The organism is Streptomyces sp. 7-21 (assembly GCF_016741785.1).
Taxonomy (GTDB): Bacteria; Actinomycetota; Actinomycetes; order Streptomycetales; family Streptomycetaceae; genus Streptomyces.
The window spans coordinates 95,129-122,085 of sequence record NZ_JAERRL010000012.1; the positions used below are offsets into that span (position 1 = coordinate 95,129).

Genomic DNA, 26,957 nt, shown 5'->3' on the forward strand with positions numbered 1-26,957 from the left:
CGGTGACGGGCTTCGCGCCGGCACGCGGTACGCGCCGGAGGGGTTCTCCGCCGCGATCCGCGGCGGTATGCACATGACATGGATCGCGCCACATTTCTCAAGTCCGCTTCCGCCGTGGGAGCCGCCGCCGTCGTCGGCGGGCTGGGACTCTCCTCGCCGTCCGCCTCCGCCGCGCCCGCGCCCCGGCAGCCGGCTCCCCGCGCGCTGCGGGTGACAAAGCTCGGCGACCTCACCGGGCCCGGCCTGACGAGCGAGTACCGCATGGAAGCGACCGACCTCGGCATCCCGGCCCGCACTCCCGACGGGCGGCTGCTGTTCGTCTTCGGCGATACCTTCGAAGGCGCCAGGGTGGGCGCCGGCTGGTGGCGCTCACCGGTCGCGCTGTGGTCGGACACCACCGACCTCAGCGCCGGGGTCACCTGGTCCGGGGCCGTCGGCGGGGAGGCGGCGCAGCAGCTGTGGGACTACGAGCACAACAACCCGGAGTTCTCCACCGTGCTGCCCTCCGACGTCATCACCATCGGCGGCACGATGTACCTGCACGCCATGGTCAACCAGGGCCTGGGCACCGTGGTGTGGACCGAGGTGTGGCGCTCCGACGACAGCGGAGCCACCTGGACCCACACCGGCCAGCGGTGGCCCGCGGACCTGCACGGCGGGCTCTTCCAGCTGCTCACCTGGGGCCTGGGCAACGACGGCTTCGTGTACACCTACTCCACCGGCTTCCAGCGGGACAAGCCGCTCATCCTGCAGCGGGTGCCCGCCGACCGCATCGCCGACTACACGGCGTACGAGCCGTGGGGCTACCGGGACGGCGTGTGGGCCTGGGGCAACCCGCCCACGCCCATCCTGGAAGGGGCGTTCGGCGAGCTGTGCCTGCGCCCGCTGGACGGCAAGTGGATCCTGACCTGGTTCAACGCCGGGGACTACCGCATCGACGCCATCGTCATGGACTATCCGACCTCCAACCTCTACACCGCGCACCGGCAGACGCTGATCTGGGGCGGGGAGTGGGGGAACGAGGACGACACGCACGTCGCCCAGCTGTACGGCGGCTACCTCATCCCCGGCTCCACGCTCAGCGACCTGCACCTGTCCGTCAGCCAGTGGAACACCGCCGAAGACTGGCCCTACCGCGTCATGCAGTTCCGCGTCCGCGGCCTGTGGCCCTGACCGGCGGCGGCCCTCACACGGTCACCAGCCCCTCACCGCGGTAGGTGGGCACCTCGGCGACCACGCGGTCGCCCGCGACGAGGTGGAAGACGGAGACCCGCTCGGCGAGTTCGCCCGCCTTGGCATGCCGGAACCACACCCGGTCGCCGACGCGCAGCCGGCCGGCTGCGGCGCCCAGCAGCGGCGTCTGCACCTCGCCGGGGCCCTCCGTCCACCGGTAGCGCAGGCCCGGCGGGAAGACGGGCAGCGGCAGCCGGTCGGAGCCCGGCGGGCCGGAGGCGGTCCAGCCCCCGCCGAGCACGGTGGCGACGCCCGGCGCGGGACGGCGCACGACCGGCAGCGCGAAATACGCCGCCGGGCGCGGCCGGAACCCGCGGTAGGCGTCGAACAGCGCGGGACCGTAGAGCCCGGAGCCCGCCGCGACCTCGGTCACGGCGGGCTCCGCCGCCGTGCGTTCCACGCTGCCGGTGCCGCCGCCGTTGACAAACTCCAGGTCGGCGACAGACCGCACCGCGGCCACGGCGGCGGCGCGGCGTTCCCGCAGCTCCGCCACGGACACCCGCTGCATGGCCCGCACCGCCAGGCCGCGCAGCGGGGCGCCGGGCGGGGCGTCGCCGACCCCGGCGGTCTGCGCCTCGTAGGCCATCATCCCGACCAGCCGGAACCCCGGCCGGCGCACCACCGCCCGCGCCAGCGCCAGCGCGGCCCGCGGCGTGTGGGTGGGGGAGCGGCGCGCGCCGACGTGGAGACGCCCGCCGAACAGCCGCAGCGACGCGTCGAGTTCCAGGCACAGCCGCAGCGGACGGCGGGAGGAGGGGCGGGCGGTCCTGGCCAGGAAGTCGAGGTGGTCGAAGGAGTCGACCATCAGCGTCACCCGCCGCGCCAGCTCCTCGTCCCCCGCCAGCCGCCGCAGCGCCGCGCGGTCGGCCGTCGGATAGCCCACCACCACGTCGGCGAAGCCGTCCCCCTCACCTTCCCCGCCGCCGGCCAGCCACAGCGCCTCGGGAAGAGTGAACGCCAGCACGCCCCGGAAGCCGCGCCGCGCCAGCACCCGCCGCATCAGCTCCCGGCAGCGCAGCGACTTGCTCGCCACCCGGACCGGCTTGCCCAGCGCCCGCCGCGCCAGATCCGCGGCGTTGGCGTCGTACGCGTCCAGGTCCACGACCGCGAACGGCGGATCGAGCGAGGCGGTGGCCCGCTCCAGCCGTGCACGGGTCTCGCCGCGGACGGCGCTAGGCGGCATAGTGACGGGTGCGCTCACGTCGACCCCCAGGTGTCGGTGCCGGACGGTGCCGGACACCGTAGTGCGGCAGACGCCGATGGCAACCCCAGGCGGCGACGGCAGGGAGGCAGGGAAAGGACGCGACATGACGGCGGCCCTGTGGCGGAACTGGTCGGGCACCGAAACCGCGCGCCCCGTGCGGGTGGAACGGCCGTCCACCGTCGAGGAGCTGCGGGACGCGGTGCGGCGGGCGGCGGCCGAAGGGCTGCGCGTCAAGGCGGTGGGCAGTGGCCACTCGTTCACCGGCATCGCGGTCACCGACGGCGTGCTGCTGCGGCTGGACGCGCTGGACGCCCCGCTGCGCGTCGACACCCGCACCGGCCTGGTCACCGTCGAGGCGGGGATGCCGCTGCACCGCCTCAACCAGGTGCTCGCCGCCCACGGACTGGCCATGACCAACCTCGGTGACATCGACCGGCAGACCATCGCGGGCGCCCTCTCCACCGGCACGCACGGCACCGGGGCGCGCTCCGGCAGCCTGGCCGCACAGGTACGCGCGCTGGAACTCGTCCTCGCCGACGGCTCGCTGCTGCGCTGCTCTCAGCGGGAGCACCCCGAGGTGTTCGCCGCCGCCCGGGTCGGGCTCGGCGCCCTCGGTGTCCTCGCCAGCGTCACGCTCCAGTGCGAGCCCGCGTTCGCGCTGCGTGCCGCCGAGGGCCCCGCCCGGCTGGCCGCCGTGCTCGGCCGGCTGGACCAGCTCCTGGCACGCAACGAGCACGTCGAGTTCTACTGGTTCCCCCACACCGACCGCGTCCTGGTCAAGCGCAACAACCGGCTCGCGCCCGGGGAACGGCCCCGCCCGCTGCACCGCGCCCGGGCCTGGTTCGAGGACGAGTTCCTCTCCAACACCCTCTTCGGCGCGGTCAACCGCCTCGGCGCCGCCGCCCCCGGCGCCGTGCCCCGGCTCAACGCCCTCGCGGCCAGGGCGCTGTCGCCCCGCGTCTACAGCGACGCCTCCTACCGGGTGTTCACCTCGCCGCGCCGCGTCGTGTTCCGGGAGATGGAGTACGCCGTCCCCCGGCACACCGTCACCGACGTGCTCCTGGCCATCGACCGCTGGGTGAACCGCAGCGGCGAGCGGATCGCGTTCCCGGTGGAGGTGCGCTTCACCCCGGCCGACGACATCTGGCTGTCCACCGCCTACCAGCGTCAGTCCGCCTACGTGGCGGTCCACCAGTACCACCGGCTGCCGCACGAACGGTACTTCCGCGCCGTTGCGGGGATCGCCGACGCGGTGGGCGGCAGGCCGCACTGGGGCAAGCTGCACTGGCTCGACGCCGCCGCCCTGCGCGAACGCTACCCGCGCTTCGACGACTTCCGGGCCGTGCGCGACCGGCTCGACCCGCATGGCACGTTCCGCAATCCCTACCTCGACCGGGTGCTGGGCTGACGGACCGTCAGTCTGTGGGGCCGTCAGTACCGCGCCGGGAAAGGCTGCGCAGGCGCGTCACCGGGCGCAGGATCCCGGGAACAGGGCCGTGTTCAGCTTCCCGTAAGCGAGTTGTGTCCTGCTTGGTGCGCTCCCCGGTGCGGGCCGCCGCCGGTGCGTGACTATCCTCAGGTGGACCGAGGCGCCCGCGAGCTGGGGAAGGACTGCCACACATGGATCCGCTCAGGTCCGACGATCCACGCGCGATCGGGCAGTACCGCCTGCTCGGCCGACTGGGCGAGGGCGGGATGGGCCAGGTGTACGTGGCGCGTTCCCCGGGCGGCCGCACGGTCGCCGTCAAGACCATCCAGCCGGCGCTGGCGCGGGAGCCGGAGTTCCGTACCCGCTTCGCCCGGGAGATCGCCACGGCCCAGCGCGTGGGCGGCCGGTGGACGGCGCCCGTGCTGGACGCCGACACCGAGGCGGAGACCCCCTGGGTGGCGACCGGTTACATCGCCGGGCCCACGCTCTATCAGGTGGTGGCGCACGACTACGGCCCGCTGCCGGAGTCCTCGGTCCGCTTCCTGGCCGCCGGCCTGGTGCAGGCGCTGCGCGACATCCACGCCACGGGGCTGGTCCACCGCGACCTCAAGCCGGGCAACGTGATGATCACCGTCGACGGCCCGCGCGTCATCGACTTCGGCATCGCCCGCGCGCTGGACGCCGTCACCGGGGCCGGGCTCACGCGCACCGGGGCGGTGATCGGCTCGCCCGGCTTCATGTCGCCCGAGCAGGTGCTGGGGCAGCGGGTGACCCCGGCGGGTGACGTGTTCTGCCTCGGCTCGGTGCTGGCGTACGCCGCCACGGGCCGGGTGCCGTTCGCCAGCGAGGGCAGCAGCGCCCACTCCGTGATGTTCAAGATCGTGGAGAAGGAGCCCGACCTCCAGGGCGTGCCCGAGGGGCTGCTCCCGCTCATCACCGACTGCCTGCGCAAGGATCCGGAGCAGCGGCCCACCGTCGAGGAGCTGCTTGAGCGCACGGCCGAGGACGCCGCGCGGTCCGGGGCCTGGCTGCCCGCCGACGTGCTGGCGCAGCTCGGGCAGCAGGCCATCGCGCTGCTCGACAGCGAGGGCGACCAGGTCGACGGTGCGGACCAGCGCAGCGCCGCGGCCGTGCCGACCGTGGCCGACGCGGGGGCCGCCGCCCCGCACGCCGTCCCCACCCAGGCCGCCGCGCCGTCCCCCGTGCCCGGGCCGTCCCCGGCGCCGTCCGAGCCGTACCCGCCGACGCAGCTGGCCCGCGAGGAGACCAGGCAGGCGCCCGGCGGCCAGCCGCCCGGGCCCGCCGCCCCGCCACCGCCCGCGGGCAGCGGGGAGCGCGGCGTGGCGCGTGACGAGGCGACGGCGCGGCTGCTGCCGCGGGCGCCGGAGCCCGCCGCCGGGGCGGCCCGCGAGGCCAAGCAGCTGCGGGGGCTGGCGATCGCGCTGTGCCTGTCGCTGGCCGCCCTGCTGCTGTTCGGCATGTCGAGCATGGCGCGCGGCAGCGAGCTGTTCATCTGGCTGAACGGCGACTCGGTCAGCCCCGGCTCCGAGGAGTGGAACGACTGGAGCACCGCTACCAGCATTCACAACAGCATCCACAACGGCATGTTGATGGTGACTGCGGTGCTGTGGACGCTGTGGTTCTGGCGGCTGCGGTGGAACGCCGGGCTCCTGGCGCCTGACTCCCTCCAGCACAGCACGGTCATGGCGGCGGCCTCGTGGTACATCCCCGGCCCCTGCTTCTTCCTGCCCCGGCGGATCGCCGAGGAGGTGTGGCGGGTCCTCGCGCCCTCCTCATCGCCGAAGCAGCCGGTGGTGACCGCCTGGTGGTGGTCCTGGCTGGTGTACCTGTGCTCCGTGGCTCCGCTCATCTCGTGCTGGCTGCTGTGGGGCGACAGCGACAGCCTGGAGGACGCGCGGGCGCTGGTGATGGGCAGTATCGTGTTCCAGATCCCGCTGCTGGCCGCGGCTCCCCTGGCCATACTGTTCGTCTACCGGGCCACGAACCTCCAGCGTGACCGGCTGGCCGAGCGGCAGGCCACGCCGGCGGAGCCCGCGGCGGCCGTGCCGGTGCGCTGAGGCGCCGCGGTCAGCAGGGGCCGCGCCAGGCGTCCAGGTCGAGGTGCTTGGCCATCGAGCTGAAACCGAGTGCGGTGGTGACGGGGCAGAACTCCTCGGCCGGCACCTCGTACTCGACGTGGAAGACGGCCTTGCCCGCTGCCGTGAACGGCGTCAGCGCCTCGCACTCGTCATAGGCGTAGCACTCCTCGTTGACGGCGAAGTCGAAGTCGCCGGCGAGGTCGTCGACCTGGCCGAGGTCGTTCTTCAGGCCGACCGACATGCCGCGCTCGTGGGCCATCCCGGCGATCAGGCGGTTGTAGGCGAGCTGGTCCTCGGCGGTGAGGGGGAAGCCGGAGTCGTTGTCGTAGCCGTCCATGTTGTCCGGCTCGACCGCGTCGAAGCCCTTGTCGCGGCACATGTCCAGGCGCGCGGCCATCAGCGGTCTGAGCGCGTCGAGCTGGCGGATGTCCAGCCAGCGCTCGTCCGCCCAGCCGTCCAGCGGTTCGCCGAGCAGCTCCTCGGGGAAGTCGCCGGCGTCGGGCCGCCACTCCTCCCAGGCGCCGGTGTTGAGGTAGCAGATCGTCCGCACGCCGCGGTCGTGGAGCTGGGCGACCGCCGCGGCGTCCGTGGCGAAGCCGTCCACGTCGTAGACCGGGACGTCGGCGCTGAGGTCGGGCTCGCCCGTCAGCTGCCACTGCCAGGCCGCCCCCGGCTCCGGCAGCCACAGCTCCTGGCCGGAACGGGCACCGTCACCACCGCCACCACCGCCACCACCGCCACCGGTGGCGCCGCCGGGCTCGGTGGTGGCGGCGGAGGAGCAGGCGGCGGCCAGCAGCAGCGCCGCGGCGGCGGGTACGCACCGGAACTGGCGCAGCATGAGGGGCCCTTTCCGTCGGCGGCGGGGGAGGCGCTCATTCTCACCGACGCCCCCCGCGGCGCGCCGCGCGCCGGGTCGGCAGCGCGCGGACGTTGCCCCCGGTTCTGCCCTCCCGTCCCCCGACCGCTGCCTGCGCCTCCGGTACGAAGGAAGGGCAGCATGCGAAAGGAGGGGCACGTGTACGCCAGGAACGAGGCCGGCCCCGACCGCCGGCGCAGCGACCGGACACCGGCCAGACCGCCGCGGGCCGGCGGCCAGTCACCGCTGACGGGCATCCACGCGCTCCAGGCCGCCGCGGGCAACGCGGCGGTCGTCCAGACGCTCCGGCAGGCCGGGTATCCGTGGACGCCGGACGCGCACCAGCACGGCCCCGGGTGCGGCCACCAGCAGCCGGAGCCCGCCGTGCAGCGCTCCACCGTGCACGACGTGCTGCGCAGCTCTGGCCGTCCCCTGGACGCCTCCCTGCGCAGCGAGATGGAGGCCCGGCTCGGTGCGGACTTCTCCGACGTCCGCCTCCACACCGACAGCACCGCCCGGGCCTCCGCCGCCGAGATCGGGGCGCGGGCCTACACCTCCGGCAACCACGTCGTCCTCGGGGAGGGCGGCGCTGACAAGCACACCATCGCCCACGAACTCACCCACGTCATCCAGCAGCGGCAGGGCCCGGTCGCCGGCACCGACCACGGCAACGGGCTCCAGATCAGCGATCCGTCCGACCGCTTCGAGCAGGAAGCCGAGGCCACCGCGGCCAGGGTGATGTCCCGTCCGCTCCCGTCCCCGGCCGCCGCGCCGGAGCGGCAGGACCCCGGCGCCGGCGCCTACGACGCCTGAGCGCCGCTGGCCCGGCGGGTGCCCGGCGGCTCACCGCGCCGGGCCCGGCGCGCCGCCTGACCGGAAGTTCTGCCGCGGTCCGACGAGACGCTCGTACATCCGCCGCCGCTCCGCGGAGCCGTCCTGGGTGCGCTCGAGCTCGGCGTACCATTCGCGCTTGACCTGCTCCAGGAACGCCCGCCAGCCGCCGTCGCCGCCCATCTGCCGCAGGTCCACGTACCGTTCGTTGTTCTTCAGCCCGCCCTTGCCGACCTTGTCGCCCTTGTGGCCGTGCAGCACGGACTCGGGGTTGGCCGTGGCCTCGGTGGAGCGGAAGTCGTGCTTGTACCCCACGGGGCTGGGCTTGCCGGGCGCGACGGTCTCGATGCCGACGAGCAGGGAGCCGTCGGTGCGCCGGGTCGGCGGGGTGAAGACCAGCAGCATGTGCCCGTGCGAGCCGTTGGGCAGCACCACCTCGCCGTTCCAGTCCCTGGAACCGAGGCCGCCGCCGGCGATGTCCACGCCCATCATGCGGGGGCGTTCGACACCGCGCTCGGGCAGGGACGGCGTGACCATGTTGGTGAGGGAGGCGAGCGTGCCGCCCTTCTCCTGGAAGGTGCCCTCCTCGCCTTCCTTGTTCTTGCCGATGGAGGTGCGGTGGGTCGCGAAGGCGCGCTTGCTGGTGGCCTCGGTGAGCTGGCCGTTCCTGGTGGCCCCCAGGAAGTCCGTCAGCGCCATCGGGTCGTCCCCGTCGCGCAGCGCCGGGATGCGGATGTTGACGCGGCCGCCGTGGGCGAGGGCGCGGATGACGTCGCCGCCGTACGGCACGTGCTTCTTGGCCTCGGGGTCGTAGATCTGCAGACCGTGCTGGAGGACGAGGAGGACGGCGGTGAGGATCTCGTTGGCCTGCCGGTTGCGCTCGGCGTAGTCGCTCACCAGGTCCGTCTCCGCCAGCGCGTGGCGGCGTTCGCGGGGGAGCCCGGCCGGGTGCAGCGTGTCGATCGCGGTCTCGCGGATCTGCTGGTCGCGTTCCTCATCCAGCACCCGCCGCTCGTCTTCCGGCAGGTTTCTTGCCATCAGGAAGCGGCCGAGCGTGTAGTCGGGGCTGATCGGCGCGGGCGTCCCCGGGGCCCGCTTGCCCGGGTGGTTCGCGTGGAAGGCCAGCGTGGCGATAAGCAGGCGCTTCCCGGGGGAGAGCTGGAGCCACCCCGAGTAGTCGGGCAGCTCGCCGCCGATGTACGTCTCGGCCTCCGACATCAGGCCGATGCCGGTGTCCCGCAGCCACTTGGGGTTGAGCCGGGAGAGCGTCGTGATGTCGTTGAGGTCGGCTTCGGAGAACAGTTTGCCGCCGATGATGCGCCGTTCCAGGACGCGCCGCAGGCGCACCGGCCCCTCGACGAGCCACTGTTCCGGCCACCAGGTGCGCGGTGAGAAGACGTTCCGCTTGGCCTTGTCGACGACGGTGTCTTCCTCGATCGACCGGGTGAGCCGCTCGATCACCTCAGCGGCGGGGTCGGCCCGCTCCGCTGGCTGGTCTGCCGGCTGTTCCGCCTGGCCCTGCCGGGCGGGGGCAGCGGGGGCCGCGGGGGCCGGCGCTTCCTCGCGTGCCCGCTGCACCGCCAGGGCCGCCGCCCGGTTACCGGCCAGCCGCTGCACGCTGGCCACGGCCTCGGGCGTGCGGGGCGCCGCCTGCGCCGGGCCGAGGGCGGGGCCGGGTGCCGCGGGTAAGGCGGTGGCGCGGGGCGGGTGGGGGCGCGACTGAGGCCGAATGCGGTTTTCCTCGCTGCGGTGCGGCCGGTCCATGGCGCTCTTTCCTCTTGTCGACCGTCGTGGGGCCAATCGTTCCGGCGCCAGGCTGGCATGCGGAGCGGGCGGGAGGGAGAGCGGCATGGGCCGGCACCGGGCCAGTGTCCGTTGCCCCGGCGGGCAGCGGTCGTTCAGCCGACCGCGGCCGGGCGCCGGGCGCTGAACGCGCTGCGGTAGCGGCTCGGCGGCAGGCCGCGGTAGCGCGTGAACTGCTCCCGCAGCTCCGCACCGCCCGCGTAGCCGACCTGGGCCGCGATCTGCTCGACGGTCAGGTCCGTGGTCTCCAGCAGCTCCGCGGCGCGTGCCAGGCGCTGCGCCCGCAGCCAGGCGTGCGGCGTGGTGCCGGTGGCGGCGCGGAAGCGGCGGGTGAACGTCCGGCGGCTCATCAGGCAGCGGGCCGCCAGCTCGTCCACGGAGACCCGGCGGTGCAACTGGCCCCGCGCCCAGGCCAGTACGGCCGACAGCGCCTCGTCGTCGCGGGCCGCCGGCACCGGCGTGGTGATGAACTGGCGCTGCCCGCCCTCGCGGTGCGGCGGGGTGACGAGGTCGCGGGCGATGGCGTTGGCCGTGGTCGCGCCGTGGTCGCGCCGCACCAGGTGCAGCGCCACGTCCGTGCCCGAGGCGGCGCCGGAGCCGGTGACGAGGTTGCCGTGGTCGATGTACAGCGGTTCGGGGTTGACGGTGACGCGCGGATAGCGGGCGGCCAGTTCGTCGGCGAAGGCCCAGTGGGTCGTCGCCGTCAGGCCGTCCAGCAGCCCGGCGGCGGCCATCATGAACGTGCCGGTGCAGAAGGTGGCGACGACGGCGCCGCGGGCATGCGCCCGGCGCAGCGCGGCGTGCACGTCTTCGTGTTCCTCTGCTTCGCGGAAGTCGAGCGTGGGAAGAACCAGGACGAGGTCGGCGCCGTCGAGCGCGTCGAGGCCCGCCTCGACGTGCATCGGCAGCCTCAGATCGGTCCGCACGGGCCCGGGGCGCCGCGCGCACAGCACGAGTTCGAACGGCGGCAGCCCCGGCCGCCGCCGGAAGACGCCGCTCAGTACGCCGAGCGCCATGTGCGCGACCCCGGGCGGGGCGTAGGCGGCGACGCGTCGGATAGCCATGCGTTCATCGTGGCACGCCCGGCGGACACGTGACCCGAAACCCTCGGGAACCGGCCCAGAAGACCGTGGTGACACGGGAGTTCTGCTGAGAAGCTGGCAGCCGCAACACCGCGCGGGGCAGCGGCGGGCGTGGCCGGTCATGGCACCGGACGCCGCCGTGGGTATGGCATGGTGGCTGCCCCGCGCGGGCTCGCGCAGCGCGCCCCCGTCTGACTGGGGGGGTACGGGGGCGCGCGTCGTTGCCGCTGGTGCCGGGGTCGTGCGGAGGGGAGACGATCCCGGCCGGCCGCGCCCTTGCCGGGCCTTTGCCGTCGGGTTCCTTCTGGTTTCTTCCGGTGGCTGAGCCGGGTGTTCCGTCCCGGTCGTTCCGCGCGGCCGGCCGTCCCGCTCCGGCCCTGCCGGGTGGCCCGCCGGTCTGGTTGCCGGAACGTGACCGTCTGGCGTAGACGTGCCGCACCCACGGTGAGATGATCGCGGCGGTACGGAGCGTAGCCGTGGCGGCAGCGTGGGGAGGGGTACCGGGGGGTGCCGCCTAACGTGTGCGAGCGCGGCTTCGTGGGAGGGAGAACGCGGCCTTGCCGCCTGAAGTGCCGCGCCCGTCGCAGGAGGTCATCAGTGTCCGGATACGGCAGTTCCCCGTACGGTCCGCCCCCGGCTTACCCGCCCGGGTATCCGCCGCCGCCCGCCTATCCGCCGCCCCCGCCGCCGTTACCGCCGGCGGCCGGGCCGCGTGATCCGGGGACGGCGCTGAGCGCCGCGCTGCTCAACCTCAGCGGCCTGGGCGCCGGTTATCTCTACCTGCGGCGCTGGCCGAGGGCCGTCGCCTGCTGGGCCGCGACCGGCGCGCTGCTGCTGGCCGCGCTGCCCGTCGACGCGGACGGCATCGACGGCCGCTGGGTGGCGCTGTACGCGGCGGCGGTCGTCCTGTTCGCGCTGGACGCCTGGCGGCTGGGCCGTCCGCCGGTGCTGGGCGGCGGCCGTCCGCCGTGGGTGCCGTGGACGGCGGGCGTGCTGCTGCTGGCGCTGCCGGCCGCCGCGGTCGTGTCCTTCGGCGCGGCGCAGCGCGCGGCGCTTGAGGAGGTGCTGCGCGAGCGGCTGGAGCTGGCCGACGGGATCGTGCAGCGGGCCGCGCAGACGGACTTCGCCTCGGCCGAGGACGACTACCACGAGGCGGTCAGCGCCTACCTGTCGGTGCACGCGGGGCATCCCGGCAGCGACGCGGCCGGACAGGTGCCGGAGCGGCTGGACGGGCTGTACGAGGCGGCCGTTCCCGAGGACGAGGAGGGCTGCCCGCTGCTCGCCCCGCTGGACTTCTTCTACGGGCTGCCGGACGAGTTCGACGACGGCGAGGCGGAACGGCTGGCCGAGCGCGCGGCCGGGGAGCTGCCCGCCGCTCTCCACGGCTGCGGCATGGGCTACGTGGACAGCGCGGCGGCGTCCTCCGCGAGCGAGCCGCTGTCGCGGCTGCTGGCGGACTTCCCCGGCTCCGAGCAGGCCCACGGCCTCCCCGGCGAGCTGGAGCAGCGGCAGAACGCGGCCGTCGCCGGCATCAGCGGCGACGCCCCCTGCCGGGCGCTGGAGGAGCTGCGCGGGCTGGGCGAGCTGCTGACCTCCCTGCCGGGCGAGGACCTCAGCGGCCTGGCGGAGCAGGGCGAGGAGAACGTGCCCGAGGGCATGTACCAGTGCGGCACCGACCAGTTCCTCACCGGCGACTACACGGGCGCCGAGGAGACGCTCACGGAGTTCACCGACACCTACCCGGACCACCGGCGGGCCCGCCGTGCCGGGGACATCCTCATCGCCGCCCGGATCGCGCAGGAGCTGCCCGCCGCGGGCGAGGCGCTGCCCCCGCCGCCCGGGGAGACGGGCGGCCCGCTGGTGACGCTGGAGATACTCAACGACTCGCCGTACGCCGTCGACGTGCTGTACACGGGGCCGAGCACCGGCACGGAGTCGCTGGAGCCGTGCGACGGCTGCTCGGTGTACCCCGACGACCCGGGCGACGCCTCCTGCTCGGACAGCGGCACCGACTACCCGTCGACGACGCTGCGGCTCCCGGCGGGCGATTACCACTTCCTGATGACCTCGCCCGGCGACACCGATCACAACGCCGCGGATTCGGACAGCTTCGACCCCGACTACACCTACACGTACTGCCACTACGTGGCGGAGCAGTCCTACCCGGGTCTGCTCGACCCGCCCGGCCTGGGGCAGGACGTGTGAGGCTCCGGCCCCGGGCGGCGGCCACCGCCCGGGGCGCCTGGAACGGCGCGCCGCCCCCGTTGTCCTTAGGCTGGGGATGGCTGGAAATCGCCGGTGGGCGAGGAGGCAAGGCGGACCGTGCCAGATCGCGTGGGCGCATTCGGCGGGGCGCTGGCGGCTGCCGTCTACCTGCCGGACGACTACGCCGGGGAGCTGCGGCTGGCCGACGCCACCGGGGCGCCGGACGTCCGGCAGCGGTTCGACGAGCGCTGCCCCCGCGGCAGCGGCCACCCGGTCGCCCAGGCGTTCCGGGACGGCAGGCCGGTGTGGAACGCCGACGCCAGCGTCCCCGCCGCGCTGCCGCTGGGCGGCGGCGAGTCGGGGGAGGGCGGCCGCGTGATCCGTCCGGGCGGCGTGCTGGCGCTCTACACCCACGATCCCCTCGTCGGCGCCCCGGCCCGCCGGGTGCTGCTGGAGCTGTACGCGGACCACATCGCGGAGCGGCTGGGGGCGGCCGGGCAGCCGGAGCCGCTGCCGCAGCCGGCGCGGGTGCTGGAGACGCAGGGGATCGGCTGGTTCTCGATGGAGCTGAGCACCGGCCGGGTCGAGGTGAGCCCGGTGACGCTCGACCTGGTGGGCGTGCTGCCCGGCGCCTTCGACGGGCGGGTGGAGAGCCTGCTGGCGCACACCGTCGCCGAGGACCTGCCCGCGCTGATGTCGATCGTCGAGCCGTGGCCGATCGCGACGAACGCGACCCGGCAGCTGGAGTTCCGGGTGCGGATGTCCAGCGGGGAGCTGCGCTGGCTGCACATGCGCTGCCGGGTGCCGCTCGATGAGGCGGACCGGCCCGAGCACGTGCTGGGCCTGCTGGCCGACGCCGCGCACCTGCGTCCCAGCGCCGACGAGGTCTCCCGGGTGCAGCGGCTGTCCGCCACGCTGGCGACGGCCGTGACGGTGCGCGACGTCAGCGAGATGGCCGTGGCGGCGCTGCGGGAGCTGGGTGCGGACCGGGTGGTGCTGGGCGTGCTGGAGGGTGACCGGCTGGTCATCACCGCCTTCCACCCGGCCGAGCCGGATGTGTGGCCGGAGCAGTGGCGCGAGTCCTGGCCCGAGGCGCCCGCCACCGCGCTGCCGACGCTCACCGAGGCGCTGCGGGAGGGCACCACCAGCCTGTGGACGTCCGGCACCACGCTGGAACCGGGCCTGGCGGACATCGGCCCCGGCGGCATGGCGGTGCTGCCGCTGCTCGCCGACGCCCGGGTGGTGGGGGCGTGCCTGGCCGGGTGGCGGTCGCCGCACGAGTTCGGCGCCGAGGAGCGGTTCCTGCTGTCGGCCACCGCCCGCCTGGTGGGGCAGGCCACGATGCGGGCGCGTGCCTTCGACGCGCAGCACGAGCTGGCCGAGATGCTGCAGCGGACCCTGCTGCCGCGCACGCTCCCGGAGCTGCCCGGCGGCGAGGCCGAGGCGCGCTACCTGCCTGCCACGGTCGGGCTGGACGTCGGCGGCGACTGGTATGACGTAATCCCGCTGACCGACCGGCACGTGGCGTTCGTGATCGGCGACGTGCAGGGGCACAGTGCCGCCGCCGCGACGATCATGGGACAGATCCGCACCGCGATCCGCGCCTACGCCGTGGAGGGCCACTCGCCGGACGTCGTCATCTCCCACGCCAACCGCCTGCTGACCGGCATGGAGACCGACCTGTTCGCCACGTGCTGCTACGTGGCGATGGACATGGAGGAGGGCGACACCTGGTTCGTGCGCGCCGGGCACCTGCCGCCGCTGCTGCGCGACCCGGACGGCGCAACGCGGGAGATCGAGGTCGAGGGCGGCCCGCCGCTGGGTGTGGTGCCGGAGGCCGACTTCCCGATGACGACCATGGGCCTGTCGGCGGGCACGGTGCTGCTGCTGCTGACCGACGGGCTGGTGGAGTCCGCGACGCTGCCGGTGGAGGAGGGGCTGGCCCGCGTGCGGGAGACGCTCGGCGCGACGCCCGCCGGGGACGCCGGGGCGCTGGCCGACGCCCTGCTGGGCGGCTCCGGCCGCCGTGACGATGACGTGGCGCTGCTGCTGCTGCGCTACGACGGCATGCGGGTCAAGCCCCGCCGGGCCGGCTGGGAGGTCTGGCGGCTGCCCGACGCCGTGGGCCACGCCCGCCGCTTCACCGCCCGCACGCTGCGCTCCTGGGGGGTGCGGGAGGACGCCGACGCGGTGCTGCTGGCGGTCTCCGAGCTGGTCACCAACGCCCTGGTCCACACCCAGGGCCCGGTGCGGCTGGACCTGACGCAGACGGGTGACCGGCTGCGGGTCGCGGTCAGCGACTCCTCGCCGCGCACGCCCGTCAAGGACAGCAGCGGCGACTGGGAGGCGACCGGCGGCCGGGGGATCATGCTGGTCGAGGCCGTCTCGCTGGCCTGGGGCTCGGTGCCGCTGAGCGGCGGCAAGCAGGTGTGGTGCGAGATTGCGCTGGCCCGCCCGCCCGGCGAGGAGCTGGAGACAGCCGCGTCCTGAGCTGAGCCGCGCCGCCTGTCCGTTTAGCGTTATATGTGATGTTCGCGAACGAGGGGCGATGAGGTCGCGATGATGTCGAAGGCCATACGGAGGCCGGCCCGGCGGCCACGGCCCCCAGCGGCGGCCCCCGCACCCGTGTCCGCCGCCCTGGTGGCGCTGGCGGTGCTGGCAGGGCTGGGCACGCTCGCCGGCTGCGGCACCGCCGGGCACGACCCCGGCGCCCAGAGCGCGCCCTCGATCGGCGTGCTGATGCCCGACACCCAGACCGCGCGCTGGGAGGAGTTCGACGACCCGTTCCTGGAGCGGTACATCAAGGACCGCTGCCCCCGCTGCACCGTCGAGTCCGTCAACGCCCAGAACGACGTCGCCGTCCAGCAGCGGCAGATGATGTCCATGATCACCGCGGGCTACGACGTGCTGATCCTCAGCGCCGTGGACGCCACCGCCATCGCCTCCTCCGTCGAGGAGGCCGACCGCGAGGGCATCCCCGTCATCGCCTACGACCGCATGGCTCAGGGCCCCATCGACGCGTACGTGTCGTTCGACAACTCCCGGGTCGGCGAGCTCCAGGGCTACGCCCTGCTGGGGGCGCTCGCCGGTGTCGGCCGGAACCGCGACGCCCGCATCGTGCTGATGAACGGCTCCGCGACCGACCCGAACGCCGAGGTGTTCGCGCGCGGCGCTAGGCAGGTTCTCGCCGGCCAGGTCGACATCGTCAGGGAGTTCGACACCCCCGGCTGGGCACCGCGCCACGCCCGGCTCAACATGTCCGGCGCCCTCGCCGACCTCGGCCCCGACCACATCGACGGCGTCCTGGCCACCAGCGACGGGCTGGCCGCCGGCGTCATCGCCGCCTACCGCGCCGCGCAGATCGACCCGCCGCCCCCCGTCACCGGGCAGGACGCCGAGCTCGCCGCCATCCAGCGGATCCTCGAGGGTGACCAGTACATGACGGTCTACAAGCCCTACCAGGAGGAGGCCCGCCCCGCCGCCGCCATGGCCGTCGCGCTCGCCCGCGGCGAGTCCCCCGACTCCGCCGCCACCACCACCGTCCCGCTCGGCGACGGCTCCCGTGTCCCCGCCGTGCTGGCCGAACCGCTCGCGGTGACGGCGGGCAACGTCAAGTCCGAGGTCGTCGGCGACGGCCTGTACACGGCCGAGGACATCTGCACGCCCCGCTACGAAGAGGCGTGCCGCAGGAACGGACTGCTGCCGTGACCAGCGCGGACAGAGCGGGCGGAGCGCGGGGCGAGCCCCCGATGCTGCGGCTGCGCGGCGTCTCCAAGCGCTTCGGCGCCGTGCAGGCGCTGTCCCAGGTCAGCCTGGACATCCGGGCCGGCGAGGTCGTCGCGCTCGTCGGCGACAACGGCGCGGGCAAGTCCACCCTGGTCAGGGTGGTCTCCGGCGTCGACCCCGCCGACGAGGGCGTCATCGAGTGGGAGGGCAGCCCCGTCCGGCTCGGCCAGCCCCACGACGCCAAGGCGCTGGGCATCGCCGCCGTCTACCAGGACCTCGCCCTGTGCGAGAACCTCGACGTCGTCAGCAACGTGTTCCTCGGCAGGGAGATCCACCGCCTGGGCGTGCTCGACGAGGTCGCCATGGAACGCCGCGCCCGGGACCTGCTCGGCGGCCTGGCCCTGCGCGTCCCCAGCCGCCGCGTGCCCGTCCGGGCGCTCTCCGGCGGCCAGCGGCAGATGGTGGCCGTCTACCGCGCCCTGCTGGGCGACCCGCGGCTGGTGCTGCTGGACGAGCCGACCGCCGCGCTCGGCGTCGAGCAGTCCGCCCAGACCTTCGACCTCATCGAACGCCTGCGGGAACGGGGACTGGGAATCATGATCATCACGCACAACCTGTCCGACGTGAAGGCCGTCGCCGACCAGGTCGCCGTGCTGCGCCACGGCCGCAACAACGGCTTCTTCGACGTCCGGACCGCCTCGCAGGAACAGATCCTGTCGTCCGTCACCGGGGCCACCGACAACACCGCGATGCGGGCGGAGCGCCGATGGCCGTGAACCAGCCCGCCACCGTCCCGGCACCCGGCAACGGGCCCCGCCGGTACCTCGCCGAGGTCTACCGCAGGACACGCGGCGGCGAACTGAGCGCGCTGCCCGTCGTCGCCGCGCTGCTGGTCATCTGGCTGGTGTTCCAGTCGCTCGACGGCAGCTTCCTGTCGCCGCGCAACCTGTCCACGCTCAGCGTCGACATCACCGCGCTGGGGCTGATGGCGGTCGGCGCCGTCTTCGTGCTGCTCGTCGGGGACATCGACCTGTCGGTCGCCTCCGTCAGCGCGCTCAGCGCCGCGCTCTTCGCCATCCTCAACGCCAACCACGGCGTGCCCGAGTGGCTGGCCCTGCTGCTGGCCGTCTGCGCCGGCGCGGCCATCGGGGTGTTCCACGGCCTGTTCGTGGCGCGCCTGGGCGTGCCCGCGTTCGTCGTCACCCTGGCCGGGCTGCTCGGCTGGAACGGGCTGATGCTGTACATCCTCGGCCCCACCGGCAGCATCAACCTCAACGACGAAGGGCTCCTCGCCCGGCTGACCAGCACCTACTTCCCCGGCGCCACGGCCTACGGGCTGGCCGCGCTGAGCGTCGCCGGGTTCTTCCTGTTCTCGTGGCTCCAGCGGCGGCGGCGCTCGGCGGCCGGGCTGCCGGTCCGGGCGGCCGGCGAGATCGTGGCGCGCACGGCCGTGCTCGCGGTGATCACCTTCGCGGCGGCGGCCGTCCTCGCCGCCTTCCAGGGGCTGCCGCTGGCGCTGGTGCTGTTCCTGGCGGTGGTGACCGGGCTGGAATTCGTGCTGCGCCGCACCACCTACGGCCGGAAGGTGTTCTCCCTCGGCGGCGGACAGGAGGCGGCCCGCCGCGCCGGGGTCGACATCGTCGCCGTGCGGGTCTCCGTCTTCGCCATCTCCAGCACCATGGCCGCGCTCGGCGGGCTGTTCTTCGCCTCCCGCGTCTCGTCCGTCAGCCAGGCGGCGGGCAGCGGCGAACTGCTGATCAACGTGATCGCCGCCGCCGTCATCGGTGGCACCAGCCTCTACGGCGGGCGCGGCAGCACGTGGGCGGCGGTGCTCGGCGTGCTGGTCATCCAGTCCATCGCCTCGGGCATGGCGCTGCTCGGCATCGAGATCGCCGTGCAGTACATGATCACCGGGGCCGTGCTGCTGGCCGCCATCGTGCTGGACTCTCTCAACCGCCGCTCCTCGCTCAGCATCGGCCACGCGTGACGGCCGCGCCCGGCCGGCGGCGGCCGGTCAGCCCCGGGCCGCCTCCTCGATGACGCTGAGGTCGATCTTGCGCATCTTCAGCATGGCCTCGGTGACCCGGGCGGCGACGGCGGGGTCGTCGCTGCCGGTCAGCTCGTTCAGCCGCCGCGGCACGATCTGCCAGGACAGGCCGTACCTGTCCTTCAGCCAGCCGCACTGCGACTCCTGGCCGCCGTCAGCGGTCAGCGCCTCCCACAGCCGGTCCACCTCGGCCTGGTCCTCGCAGGCCACCATCAGCGAGATGGCCTCGGTGAAGCGGAACTGCGGGCCGCCGTTGATCGCCGAGAACTGCTGGCCCGCCAGCTCGAAGACGAGGTAGACGACGTCGCCCGGCCTGCCGGGGCCGGCCTCCGTGTACCGCTGCACCTCCACGATCCGCGAATCGTCGAACAGCGAGCAGTAGAACGCGGCCGCCTCCTCCGCGTTGCCGTCGAACCACAGGCAGGTCGTGATCTTCTGGACGTCCGGCATGATCCGTGCTCCGTTTCCCCGGGTCCCCGGTGGCGGGTGTGTGCGTCACGGTGGGGACCCGGGCGGCCGCCGGAACTCATCGCGGCGCGGCGCGCGGAACCCGGACGGGCGAGCCGGCCGCGGGACCGGGCGTCAGGGCCAGTCCACCGCCGGCTTGAGCGCCTCCCAGCTGGACGTCAGCAGCTCCCAGGCCAGGAAGCAGTCCGCGTCGGTCGCGGCATCCTGGCTCGTGCCGCCCCTGGCGTACCAGGCGTGGCAGCGGCCCAGGTCGCTGACCGCGTCGTCCAGCCGGCTGATCGCCATGGCGGCGTCGGTGTACTCCTCCGGGGCGGGGGCGCTGTCGATTTTCTCCGTCATCGCCCCGGTCAGCTCCGTGACCGCCTCGGTGAGGGCGCTGAGGCCGCAGCTGTCCCGCGGGCCGCCCGGCAGGCCCGGGGCGCAGTAGACGAGCATCGTGTCGAGCGCCGCCATCTGGCGCCGAACTCGTGGAAGGACACGGTGTCCGGCTGGCCCGCCGCGGCCCCGGGCGTCCCGCCGTCCTCCCCGCCGGCCTCCTCGCCGGCCGCCGTACCGGCGTTGCGGGTACCGGCCTCCCCGGCGTCGCCGCCGCACCCCGCCAGGAGCGGCACGGCGACCGCGGCGAGGACGGCGAGGACGGCGGGGAGGGCGGGGAGGGCGAGGACGGCACGAAAGGTGCGGCCCCGCCCGCGTGCGTCGTGGCGCATGGTCTCGTTCCCTCCTTGGGCCCGGCTCTGTTCCCAGCCCGGACATCGTGGTCCCGCCGCCCGGGCACCGGTCCCGGCGCACGTCGCGACGCCCACGCGTCACGCCCGCTGCCCGGCGGCACGCGGAGCTAGGGTGACGCCGTGACCGGATTCTCCCTGCGGTATGTCGGCGGGCCGACGGCCCTGATCGAGACCGGTGGCGTGCGGCTGCTGACGGACCCGACGTTCGACGGCCCGGGGGAGTACCCCGTCGTCGGCCGGGCGCTGGCCAAGACGGAGGGCCCGGCCGTCTCGGCCTACCACCTCGGGCCGGTGGACGCCGTGCTGCTCTCGCACGACCAGCACCCGGACAACCTGGACGCCGCCGGCCGGGTCCTGCTGTCGACCACCCCGCTGACGCTGTCCACCCGCGCCGCGCGCGAGCGGCTCGGCGATCCGGTGCGGGCGCTCGACCCGTGGCAGAGCGCCAGCGTCGGCCCGCTGCGCGTCACCGCGCTGCCCGCGCGCCACGGCCCCGAGGGCACCGAGCACGTCACCGGGCCCGTCCTCGGCTTCGCACTCGACGGCGAGGGCCTGCCGCGGGTCTACCTCAGCGGCGACAACGCCTCGCTTGAGGTGGTCGCCCAGATCGCCGAGCGGCTCGGGCCGTTCGACGTGGCGGTGCTGTGCGCGGGCGCCGCCCGCACCTCGCTGGTGGCCGGGAACCTGACGTTCAGCAGCGCGGACGCCGCCCGCGCCGCCCGGCTGCTGGACGCGCGGGCCGTCATCCCGCTGCACTTCGAGCACTGGACGCACGTCACCGAGGGCGCGGACGCACTGGAGCGGGCCTTCGCCGAGGCGGGCCTCGCCGAGCGGCTGCGCCTGCCCCGCCCCGGCGAGACCCTCACCGTCTGACCGGCCCGCGCGGCCCCGGCCTCCCGGCGCTCAGCCGGCGGCGGCCCCGAACCACCGCGGCAGCCGCTCCAGCAGCTCCGCCTGGTCCTCGCCGGCCCACGCCACGTGGCCGTCCGGCCGCAGCAGCACGGCCGGCACGTCCAGCTCGCTGACGTCCACCACGTGGTCGACGCGGTCCTCCCAGCCCGCCACCGACAGCCGGCCGGTCTGGTCGAGCAGCAGCCCCCGGCCGCCGTGCATCAGGCCGTACAGCGGCCCCTGCCCCAGCAGCACGTCCCGCAGCCGGCGGCCGACCAGCTCATGCCCGCCGCCGAGGTCGTAGCGGACCGCGATCTGGGTGATCTTCTCGGTCAGGCGGCGGTTGACCTCCGGCAGCTCCACCAGCTCCGTCATCAGCTGCCGCATCGCACGGCCGTCCGCCGTGGTCGCCATCAGCGCCATCTGCGCACGGGTGCTGACCAGCACGTCGGCGGCCACCGGGTGCCGCTCGTCGTGGTAGCTGTCCAGCAGCCCCTTCGGCGCCCAGCCGTTCACCTCGGCGGCCAGCTTCCAGCCGAGGTTGAACGCGTCCTGCACCCCGAGGTTGAGCCCCTGCCCGCCGACCGGCGGATGGATGTGCGCCGCGTCGCCTGCCAGCAGCACCCGGCCGACCCGGTAGCGCTCGGCCTGCCGGGTGGCGTCGCCGAAGCGGGACAGCCAGCGCGGCGAGTGCACACCGAAGTCCGTGCCCGCTACCGCCCGCAGCTGCCGCCGGAACTCCTCCAGCGTCGGCGGCTGGGAGCGGTCCCCGGGCGGCTCCGCGCCCGGCACCACGATGCGGTGCGTGCCGCCCTCGCCGGTCGGCCCGATGGCGAACCGCAGCTGCCGGGGGCGGATATCGGCCATCGCGGCGGCCACCGTCTCCGGATCCGCCGTCACCTCCATGTCGCCCAGCAGCGTCTCCACCCGGGTCGGCTCGCCCGGGAAGGCCACCCCGAGCAGCTTGCGCACCGTGCTGCGGCCGCCGTCGCAGCCGACGAGATACCGCGCCCGCACCCGCTCGCCGCTGGCGAGTTCGGCCGTCACCCCGTCCTCGTCCTGGCTGAGCCCGGCCACCTCACAGCCGCGCCGGATGTCCGCGCCGAGTTCGGCGGCCCGCTCGGCCAGCAGCTGGTCGATGAGGGGCTGCGGCATGCCCAGCACGTAGCCGTGCGCGGTGTCCAGGCCCTCGGGCGGGGGCGCGGGGATGGCAGCGAAGAAGCCGCCGAGCGGATACGTCGTGCCCCGGGCCAGGAACCGGTCGAGCAGCCCGCGCTGCGCCATGATCTCGATGCTGCGGGCGTGCAGCCCCAGCGCCCGCACGACGGGGAACGGCTTCTCGTCCCGTTCCAGCACGCACACCCGCACGCCGTGCAGCCGCAGTTCACTCGCCAGCATCATGCCGGTCGGCCCGCCGCCGACCACGATGACGTCACACACGTCAACCCCCTCGGCCCGGTCTATCCGTTCGGAGCGGGCATTGTGCGGCACTTGGGGGGTCTTGCCACAAGATCCCCCATGTGCTATAGGTTGAGGCATGGCAGGGAGATGCAGCTCCTTGCCGTTGTTTTTTTCTGCGGGGCGTCAGGCCGGTCGGCGCGGCTCAGCGGTCCGCCAGCACCCGCATCCCAGGCAGCCAGGGCCAGGAGGGCCCCTTCGGGCAGCCTTGTCACCGGACAGCACGTCCTCGGCGGGCACCCGCAGCGCGCCTCCGACACGGCCGTTCTGCCGCGCGGGCACGGCAGCCCCTGCTCTTCCATGACCTCCGGCAGCAGGTGCGGCACCTCGTACGGCGCCTCGGCCCGGGGCAGGGCCGCCAGGTGCCGCACTGCCGGTCCGCCAAGCCCCGCCGCCAGCGCGCGGCGGGCGGCGAGCACCACGTCGTCGTCGCTCACGTCGTGGACGAGCCACCGCACGGCGGCCCGCCGTCACTCCCGCTTCGCGTCGCTCACCGCCGTTACGCCTTTCCCGCGCCGCCGTCATTCCCCCGACATCTCGCCCAGCGCGGCCGCGGCCGCCTCCGCCTGCCGGTCGTCGCCCAGCTCCCGGAAGACGCCCAGCGCCTGCCGGTAGAACGCGGCGGCCTCGCCGTCGCGGCCCAGCGCCCGGTACGCGTGGCCCGTCCCCAGCCACGCCAGCGCCTCGCGCCCCCGGTCGCCGAGGCGCCGGTGCAGCGCCGCCGCGCGCTGGCAGGACTCCAGAGCCGCCGCGTGCTCGCCCTCGGCCACCTGGCAGTCGGCCAGCGTCAGCAGCCAGAAGCCCTCCAGCACGGGATTGCGCAGCCGCAGGGCGATGTCCACGGCCCGCTCGGCGGTGCGCAGCGCCCGCCGGGTCTCGCCCTGGCGGCGCCGCACGTCGGCCAGGATGCGCAGCGCGTTCCCCTCGCCGCGCTCGTTCCCCAGCGCCTGATGGGCCGCCAGCGCCTCCTCGGCGCGGCGCGCGGCGTCGTCGAGGCGGCCGGCGCGGTAGTGCGCGCTGGCCAGGTTCGCCAGCGCGGTCGCGGCCGCGCGGTCGTCGCCCAGCTCCCGGAACAGCATGAGCGCCTCGGTGAACCGGCGCACCGCCTCGTCCAGCCGCCCGGCACGCAGATGCGCCAGACCGAGCCCGTTGCACGACGCCGCCTCGCCCGGCCGGTCGCCCAGCTCCCGGCGCAGCGCCAGGGCGCGTTCGTGGTGCGCCAGGCTCTCCTCGTGCCGGTGCGTCTGCGCGTGCGCCCTGCCGAGCCGCTCCCGCAGCTCCGCCTCCCCGGCCCGGTCCCCGGCCCGGCGCGCGGCGTCCAGCCCGGCGTCGGCGGCCTCGATCCACCGCGCGATGGGCCCGGAGCGGGTCCAGGCGTCCCAGTGCACGACCGCGAGCTGCCAGGCGAGCCGGTCGAAGCCGCTGCGGGCGGCGAGGCGGGTGGCCGCCAGCAGATTGGCGTGCTCCTGCTCTGACCAGTCGACGGCCTGGTCGTACGAGGCGAACGCGGCGGGCGTCACCTCCCGGGGCAGCGGCTCCAGCGGCAGGGCGGGCCGCCCGGGACCGATGCGGGCGCGGGCGGCACTGGCGGTGTGCAGGTACCACGCCAGCACGCGCCGCTGCGCGGCCCGCCGCTCCTCTTCCGGCTCCTCCTCGCGCGCCTGGTCCGTGGCGTAGGCGCGCATCAGGTCGTGGAACTGGTACCGGTCGGGCGCGGTCTGCTCCACCAGGTGGGCCCCGACCAGCGTGTCGAGCAACTGCCGTGCCCGGGGCACGCCTTCGCCCGCGACGGCCGCCGCCGCGCCGAGGCTGAACGCGGCGCCGGGGTGCAGCCCGAGACGGCGGAACACCCGGGCGGCCGAGGCGGGCAGCGCCCGGTACGACCAGGCGAACACCGTGCGCACCGCGTCCGCCTCGTCGCCGCCCCCCTCGCCGGAGCCGAGCGCGTGCCACAGCGCGTTCTCGTCCCGCAGCTCGGCGATCAGGTCGTCCAGCCGCAGATGGGGGTGGGTCACCGCGCGATCAGCGGCGATGCGCAGGGCGAGCGGCAGATGCGCGCACAGCCGGGCCAGTTCGGCCAGGCGCTCCGCGTCGTCCCCGGGCCGGTACCCGGCGGTGACGGCGCGCAGCAGCGCCACCGCCTCGTCCTCCGGCAGCGTGCCGAGCGGCAGCCGGTGTGCCCCGTCACGGACGGCGAGGCCGGGCAACAGGCTGCGGCTGGTGACGACGGCGAGGCAGCCGCTGCTTCCGGGCAGCAGCGGCCTGACCTGGCTGGCGGTGGCCGCGTTGTCCAGCACGATCAGCACCCGCCGCTCGGCCAGCAGCGACCGGTACCGCGCGGCGGCGGCCTCGGTGTCGGCGGGGACGGCTGACGCCGGAACGCCGAGCGCCGTGAGGAACCCGTGCAGCACGTCGTGCGGCTGGACCGGATCGCCGGGGTCGTAGCCGCGCAGGTTCGCGTAGAGCTGCCCGTCGGGGAACCGCTCCTTCACCTGGTGCGCCCAGCGCAGCGCCAGCGACGTCTTCCCGGCCCCGGCGGTGCCGGTGATCACGCAGACAGACACCACGACGGGGGAGCCGTCCTCGCCGCCAGCCAGGATCGCGTTCAGCTGCTCCAGCTCACCCGACCGGTTTACGAACCCTCGCACATCTGAGGGGAGCTGGCGGGGCGTCTGGGCCTGGGGTGTGTCGCCCGGGCCGTGGTGGAAGTGCACGTCGCCATGGATCTGCCCCGCCTGTACGACATCGCGCGAGGTGCCGGACAGGTCAGCATGGGAGCCGCCGTGCTCAGGCGGTTGTTCTCGCGAGATGGGGCTACTCCGTCCTTACCAGCTGCCGTGGCGGCGGAAGCGGGGCGACCTCGCGTTCGAAATACGCCTGGACGTCCTCGCCCGCCTCGTACAGACCGCGCAGGAACGCCTCCCAACGGGCGACGGTCTCCGCGGAGGTGTAGCGGAGGGCGCCTTCCGGCATCCCGCCCGCCGTGTAAAGGACGCGGTACAGCGTCTCGCCGCCGAGAAGCACTAGCTCGGGAAGCGGACCGCCCGTCTCCTCGCCGTGCAGACTCTCGGCTGGAACGACCCGCACCTTGGTGCCGAACTCCGCCTGAAGACGCAGGGAATGCAGCTCCCACTGCACATACGGCGTGAGCGGCGTCTCTACCACGCGCACGCGGTGGAAGACGTGCCCGCGCTCACGGGCGGCCTGCCGCTGCCGCAGCCGCTCACGGCGGGCCTCGATGAGCCGGAGCGCCTCCTCCCAGTCACCCCGGCGCAGCGCGTCGCGGCTGGGATTGTCCGTCTCCTCGAAGTGCTGGAGGCGCTCCAGCTTCCACGACGAACCGTGCGCGCGCCGGTAGTGATCGCGGAAGTCAGCCTTATAGGCGAGGCGCGGCAGCCGTTCGCCCTCGGCTTCGGGGAGGGGCGGCGGGGGCGGAACGTCAGTCATCGGGGATGTCCCGCTTCGCCGCGATGAGCGCGTTGCCAGGGATAACGACGAGACGTTCGTCGGCGCGGAGCGCCACATCATCGGGCAGCCGCGACCGGTAGGCGTCGGTCAGGTCCCGGCCGATGACGGCCACGTCACCGTTGCTCAGCGCCCAGATGTCCGGGCACTCGTCCTCGTCGTCGGAATTGCCGAGTTCCTTCGCGGACTTCCCTAACCGCCGCTCGAACGACGCGGCGGGATCCGCCTCCCAGCGTGGAGCCATCTCCGCCTCCTGTGACCTGGCTCACTACGGAGTGTAGGCGCGCCCTCGCGGCACTGCAATGCTCCGCCGCCCGCAACCCCGGGGTGTCAGGCGACTTTCAGACCGAGGCCGTAGAAGGTGACGTAGTAGTCACCCACGCGTGTGGCCTCGCCGCCGAGGAGCAGGTTGTGCGGGGAGGTGACACCGGCCTCCTTGGCAGTGTTGACCAGCATCCTGGCGAGCTGTCGGCCGTCCGGCTCGCCGGGGCCGCCCGCGTCGAAGCGCCAGGCGGGATCGTCATCGTCGTCCCAGTGGACCCGGCTCGCCGGGTGATCGGCGGCGGTGCCCCAGCCGTGGCCGCTCTGGTCCCCCTCGGCGAAACAGGCGAGAACGAGCCGGTCGGCGGAGAAGACGTCGAAGAGCAGCGGTCCGCCGCCGTAGAAGGGCGCGGCGATCGTTACGCCCAGGGCGGCGGTCTCGGCCGGGAGCGCGCCCAGGAAGTCCGCGAGCGCCGACTCCACGGTGCCCCAGCTGCGGGCGTACCAGTCACCGGGGAAGTCGAGCCCGGCGTTGGACGGGTGCCTGCGGTAGCCGAAGTAGCCGCTGATCGCGTGCTCTTCGCCGTGGCCCTGTGAGGAGAACCAGTACTCGGCGGGATCGGTCGGCTGGAGGACGAGTTCGGGACCCTTCTCGCCCGCGCGCAGCTCCAGGGTCGTGCGCTCGCCCCGCCAGCGCATGAACGGGGCGCCCCAGGCGGGGACCCGCCCGAAGTACGGGGCCATCGTGCCGTGCGATCCCAGGATCGACGGCTTGCCCAGATTGCCGGTCAGCTCCGCCCTGACCTCGGCGAACGCCTGGGTCTGCGCGGCGGTACCCGGCTCGGCCTCGCGCACGGGAACGGCGACCTCCAGGTACTCCTCGCCGTCGGTGTAGCGCCGCTCGCGCTCGCCGACGGGCCGCGGCTTGGCCGTTCCCTCGGGGAAGGCGGCGACGAGTGCCCGCACGCCCTCGTCGTTCCACCGGGCCGGCCTGGAGTCGCGGAGACGGCGAGCAATATCCGTCGCTGACAGGCCGGTTGGGCTGTCACTGTGTTCGCTCATGGCGTTTGATTTTCATGAGACACCTCCGTCTCAGTCCAACCGGTGACCGCGAACCCGGACGGCCGTCTTCCTGTCCCGCCGTCCGCCATGCCCCCGTAACAGCCCAGCC

At 74.4% G+C, this 26,957-nt stretch carries 22 protein-coding genes; 10 read left to right on the top strand and 12 right to left on the bottom strand.

Features of this window, described 5'->3' with window-relative positions; genetic code table 11:
• Positions 1 to 78 precede the first annotated feature (78 nt).
• Positions 79 to 1,173 carry a DUF4185 domain-containing protein gene (locus tag JK356_RS16380; RefSeq protein WP_201868807.1) on the top strand — a complete coding sequence of 365 codons (1,095 nt, stop codon included), beginning with the start codon at positions 79 to 81 and terminating at the stop codon, positions 1,171 to 1,173.
• 13 nt (positions 1,174 to 1,186) lie between these two features.
• On the opposite strand, the gene JK356_RS16385 is transcribed toward JK356_RS16380, so the two are convergent.
• Complete coding sequence (locus JK356_RS16385; RefSeq protein ID WP_201868809.1) at positions 1,187 to 2,416, bottom strand: amino acid deaminase/aldolase; 1,230 nt, start codon at positions 2,414 to 2,416, stop codon at positions 1,187 to 1,189.
• Between the two features lie 124 nt (positions 2,417 to 2,540).
• Between JK356_RS16385 and JK356_RS16390 the strand changes: the two genes are divergently transcribed.
• Positions 2,541 to 3,845, top strand: a complete 1,305-nt coding sequence (locus JK356_RS16390) for a D-arabinono-1,4-lactone oxidase (protein ID WP_201868811.1) — start codon at positions 2,541 to 2,543, stop codon at positions 3,843 to 3,845.
• Between the two features lie 212 nt (positions 3,846 to 4,057).
• Entirely contained in the window at positions 4,058 to 5,944 is a 1,887-nt protein-coding gene (locus tag JK356_RS16395; protein ID WP_201868817.1) for a protein kinase, read from the top strand.
• Positions 5,945 to 5,954: 10 nt separating this feature from the next.
• Here the strand turns inward: JK356_RS16395 and JK356_RS16400 are convergent, their stop codons facing one another.
• On the bottom strand, positions 5,955 to 6,803 hold the full coding sequence (locus tag JK356_RS16400; RefSeq protein ID WP_201868819.1) for an endo alpha-1,4 polygalactosaminidase: 849 nt from the start codon (positions 6,801 to 6,803) through the stop codon (positions 5,955 to 5,957).
• Positions 6,804 to 6,962: 159 nt separating this feature from the next.
• Between JK356_RS16400 and JK356_RS16405 the strand changes: the two genes are divergently transcribed.
• Entirely contained in the window at positions 6,963 to 7,634 is a 672-nt protein-coding gene (locus JK356_RS16405) for a DUF4157 domain-containing protein (protein ID WP_201868821.1), read from the top strand.
• A gap of 30 nt (positions 7,635 to 7,664) precedes the next feature.
• Here the strand turns inward: JK356_RS16405 and JK356_RS22405 are convergent, their stop codons facing one another.
• Positions 7,665 to 9,278 (bottom strand): PE-PGRS family protein, encoded by a 1,614-nt coding sequence (locus JK356_RS22405; protein ID WP_307815651.1) that lies wholly within the window; start codon positions 9,276 to 9,278, stop codon positions 7,665 to 7,667.
• Positions 9,279 to 9,550: 272 nt separating this feature from the next.
• Positions 9,551 to 10,519 carry a GlxA family transcriptional regulator gene (locus JK356_RS16415; protein ID WP_201868823.1) on the bottom strand — a complete coding sequence of 323 codons (969 nt, stop codon included), beginning with the start codon at positions 10,517 to 10,519 and terminating at the stop codon, positions 9,551 to 9,553.
• Between the two features lie 615 nt (positions 10,520 to 11,134).
• On the opposite strand from JK356_RS16415, the gene JK356_RS16420 reads away from it, so the two are divergent.
• The 5 genes from JK356_RS16420 to JK356_RS16440 all read left to right on the top strand — a co-directional run bounded on the left by JK356_RS16420 (position 11,135) and on the right by JK356_RS16440 (position 18,455).
• Positions 11,135 to 12,742, top strand: a complete 1,608-nt coding sequence (locus JK356_RS16420) for a hypothetical protein (protein WP_201868825.1) — start codon at positions 11,135 to 11,137, stop codon at positions 12,740 to 12,742.
• A 117-nt stretch (positions 12,743 to 12,859) separates the two neighbouring features.
• Positions 12,860 to 15,232, top strand: a complete 2,373-nt coding sequence (locus tag JK356_RS16425) for a SpoIIE family protein phosphatase (RefSeq protein WP_307815652.1) — start codon at positions 12,860 to 12,862, stop codon at positions 15,230 to 15,232.
• Between the two features lie 135 nt (positions 15,233 to 15,367).
• The gene (locus JK356_RS16430) at positions 15,368 to 16,450 is read left to right on the top strand and encodes a substrate-binding domain-containing protein (protein ID WP_307815654.1); all 1,083 of its coding nucleotides are present in this window, start codon (positions 15,368 to 15,370) and stop codon (positions 16,448 to 16,450) included.
• Between the two features lie 41 nt (positions 16,451 to 16,491).
• Entirely contained in the window at positions 16,492 to 17,244 is a 753-nt protein-coding gene (locus JK356_RS16435) for an ATP-binding cassette domain-containing protein (RefSeq protein WP_201868950.1), read from the top strand.
• Entirely contained in the window at positions 17,235 to 18,455 is a 1,221-nt protein-coding gene (locus JK356_RS16440; protein WP_201868830.1) for a sugar ABC transporter permease, read from the top strand. Before JK356_RS16435 ends, JK356_RS16440 begins: the two co-directional genes overlap by 10 nt.
• A gap of 27 nt (positions 18,456 to 18,482) precedes the next feature.
• On the opposite strand, the gene JK356_RS16445 is transcribed toward JK356_RS16440, so the two are convergent.
• Positions 18,483 to 18,965, bottom strand: coding sequence for a VOC family protein (locus JK356_RS16445; protein ID WP_201868831.1), 483 nt, complete (start codon positions 18,963 to 18,965; stop codon positions 18,483 to 18,485).
• A gap of 132 nt (positions 18,966 to 19,097) precedes the next feature.
• On the bottom strand, positions 19,098 to 19,436 hold the full coding sequence (locus JK356_RS16450; RefSeq protein ID WP_201868839.1) for a hypothetical protein: 339 nt from the start codon (positions 19,434 to 19,436) through the stop codon (positions 19,098 to 19,100).
• Between the two features lie 395 nt (positions 19,437 to 19,831).
• Here JK356_RS16450 and JK356_RS16455 point away from each other — a divergent pair, with 395 nt between their 5' ends.
• A complete protein-coding gene (locus JK356_RS16455; protein WP_201868841.1) occupies positions 19,832 to 20,584 on the top strand; it encodes an MBL fold metallo-hydrolase in 753 nt (250 codons plus the stop codon).
• A 30-nt stretch (positions 20,585 to 20,614) separates the two neighbouring features.
• Here the strand turns inward: JK356_RS16455 and rox are convergent, their stop codons facing one another.
• The 6 genes from rox to JK356_RS16485 all read right to left on the bottom strand — a co-directional run bounded on the left by rox (position 20,615) and on the right by JK356_RS16485 (position 26,848).
• Positions 20,615 to 22,042 (bottom strand): rifampin monooxygenase, encoded by a 1,428-nt coding sequence (rox, locus tag JK356_RS16460; RefSeq protein WP_201868843.1) that lies wholly within the window; start codon positions 22,040 to 22,042, stop codon positions 20,615 to 20,617.
• A gap of 83 nt (positions 22,043 to 22,125) precedes the next feature.
• On the bottom strand, positions 22,126 to 22,497 hold the full coding sequence (locus JK356_RS16465) for a hypothetical protein (RefSeq protein WP_201868845.1): 372 nt from the start codon (positions 22,495 to 22,497) through the stop codon (positions 22,126 to 22,128).
• Between the two features lie 84 nt (positions 22,498 to 22,581).
• Positions 22,582 to 24,708 (bottom strand): tetratricopeptide repeat protein, encoded by a 2,127-nt coding sequence (locus JK356_RS16470; protein ID WP_307815657.1) that lies wholly within the window; start codon positions 24,706 to 24,708, stop codon positions 22,582 to 22,584.
• Between the two features lie 166 nt (positions 24,709 to 24,874).
• Positions 24,875 to 25,507: a DUF6879 family protein gene (locus JK356_RS16475; RefSeq protein ID WP_201868848.1), complete on the bottom strand. Its 633-nt coding sequence runs from the start codon at positions 25,505 to 25,507 to the stop codon at positions 24,875 to 24,877.
• Positions 25,500 to 25,769 carry a hypothetical protein gene (locus JK356_RS16480; protein WP_201868849.1) on the bottom strand — a complete coding sequence of 90 codons (270 nt, stop codon included), beginning with the start codon at positions 25,767 to 25,769 and terminating at the stop codon, positions 25,500 to 25,502. Before JK356_RS16480 ends, JK356_RS16475 begins: the two co-directional genes overlap by 8 nt.
• Before the next feature lie 86 nt (positions 25,770 to 25,855).
• A complete protein-coding gene (locus tag JK356_RS16485) occupies positions 25,856 to 26,848 on the bottom strand; it encodes a hypothetical protein (protein WP_201868850.1) in 993 nt (330 codons plus the stop codon).
• Positions 26,849 to 26,957: the final 109 nt, after the last annotated feature.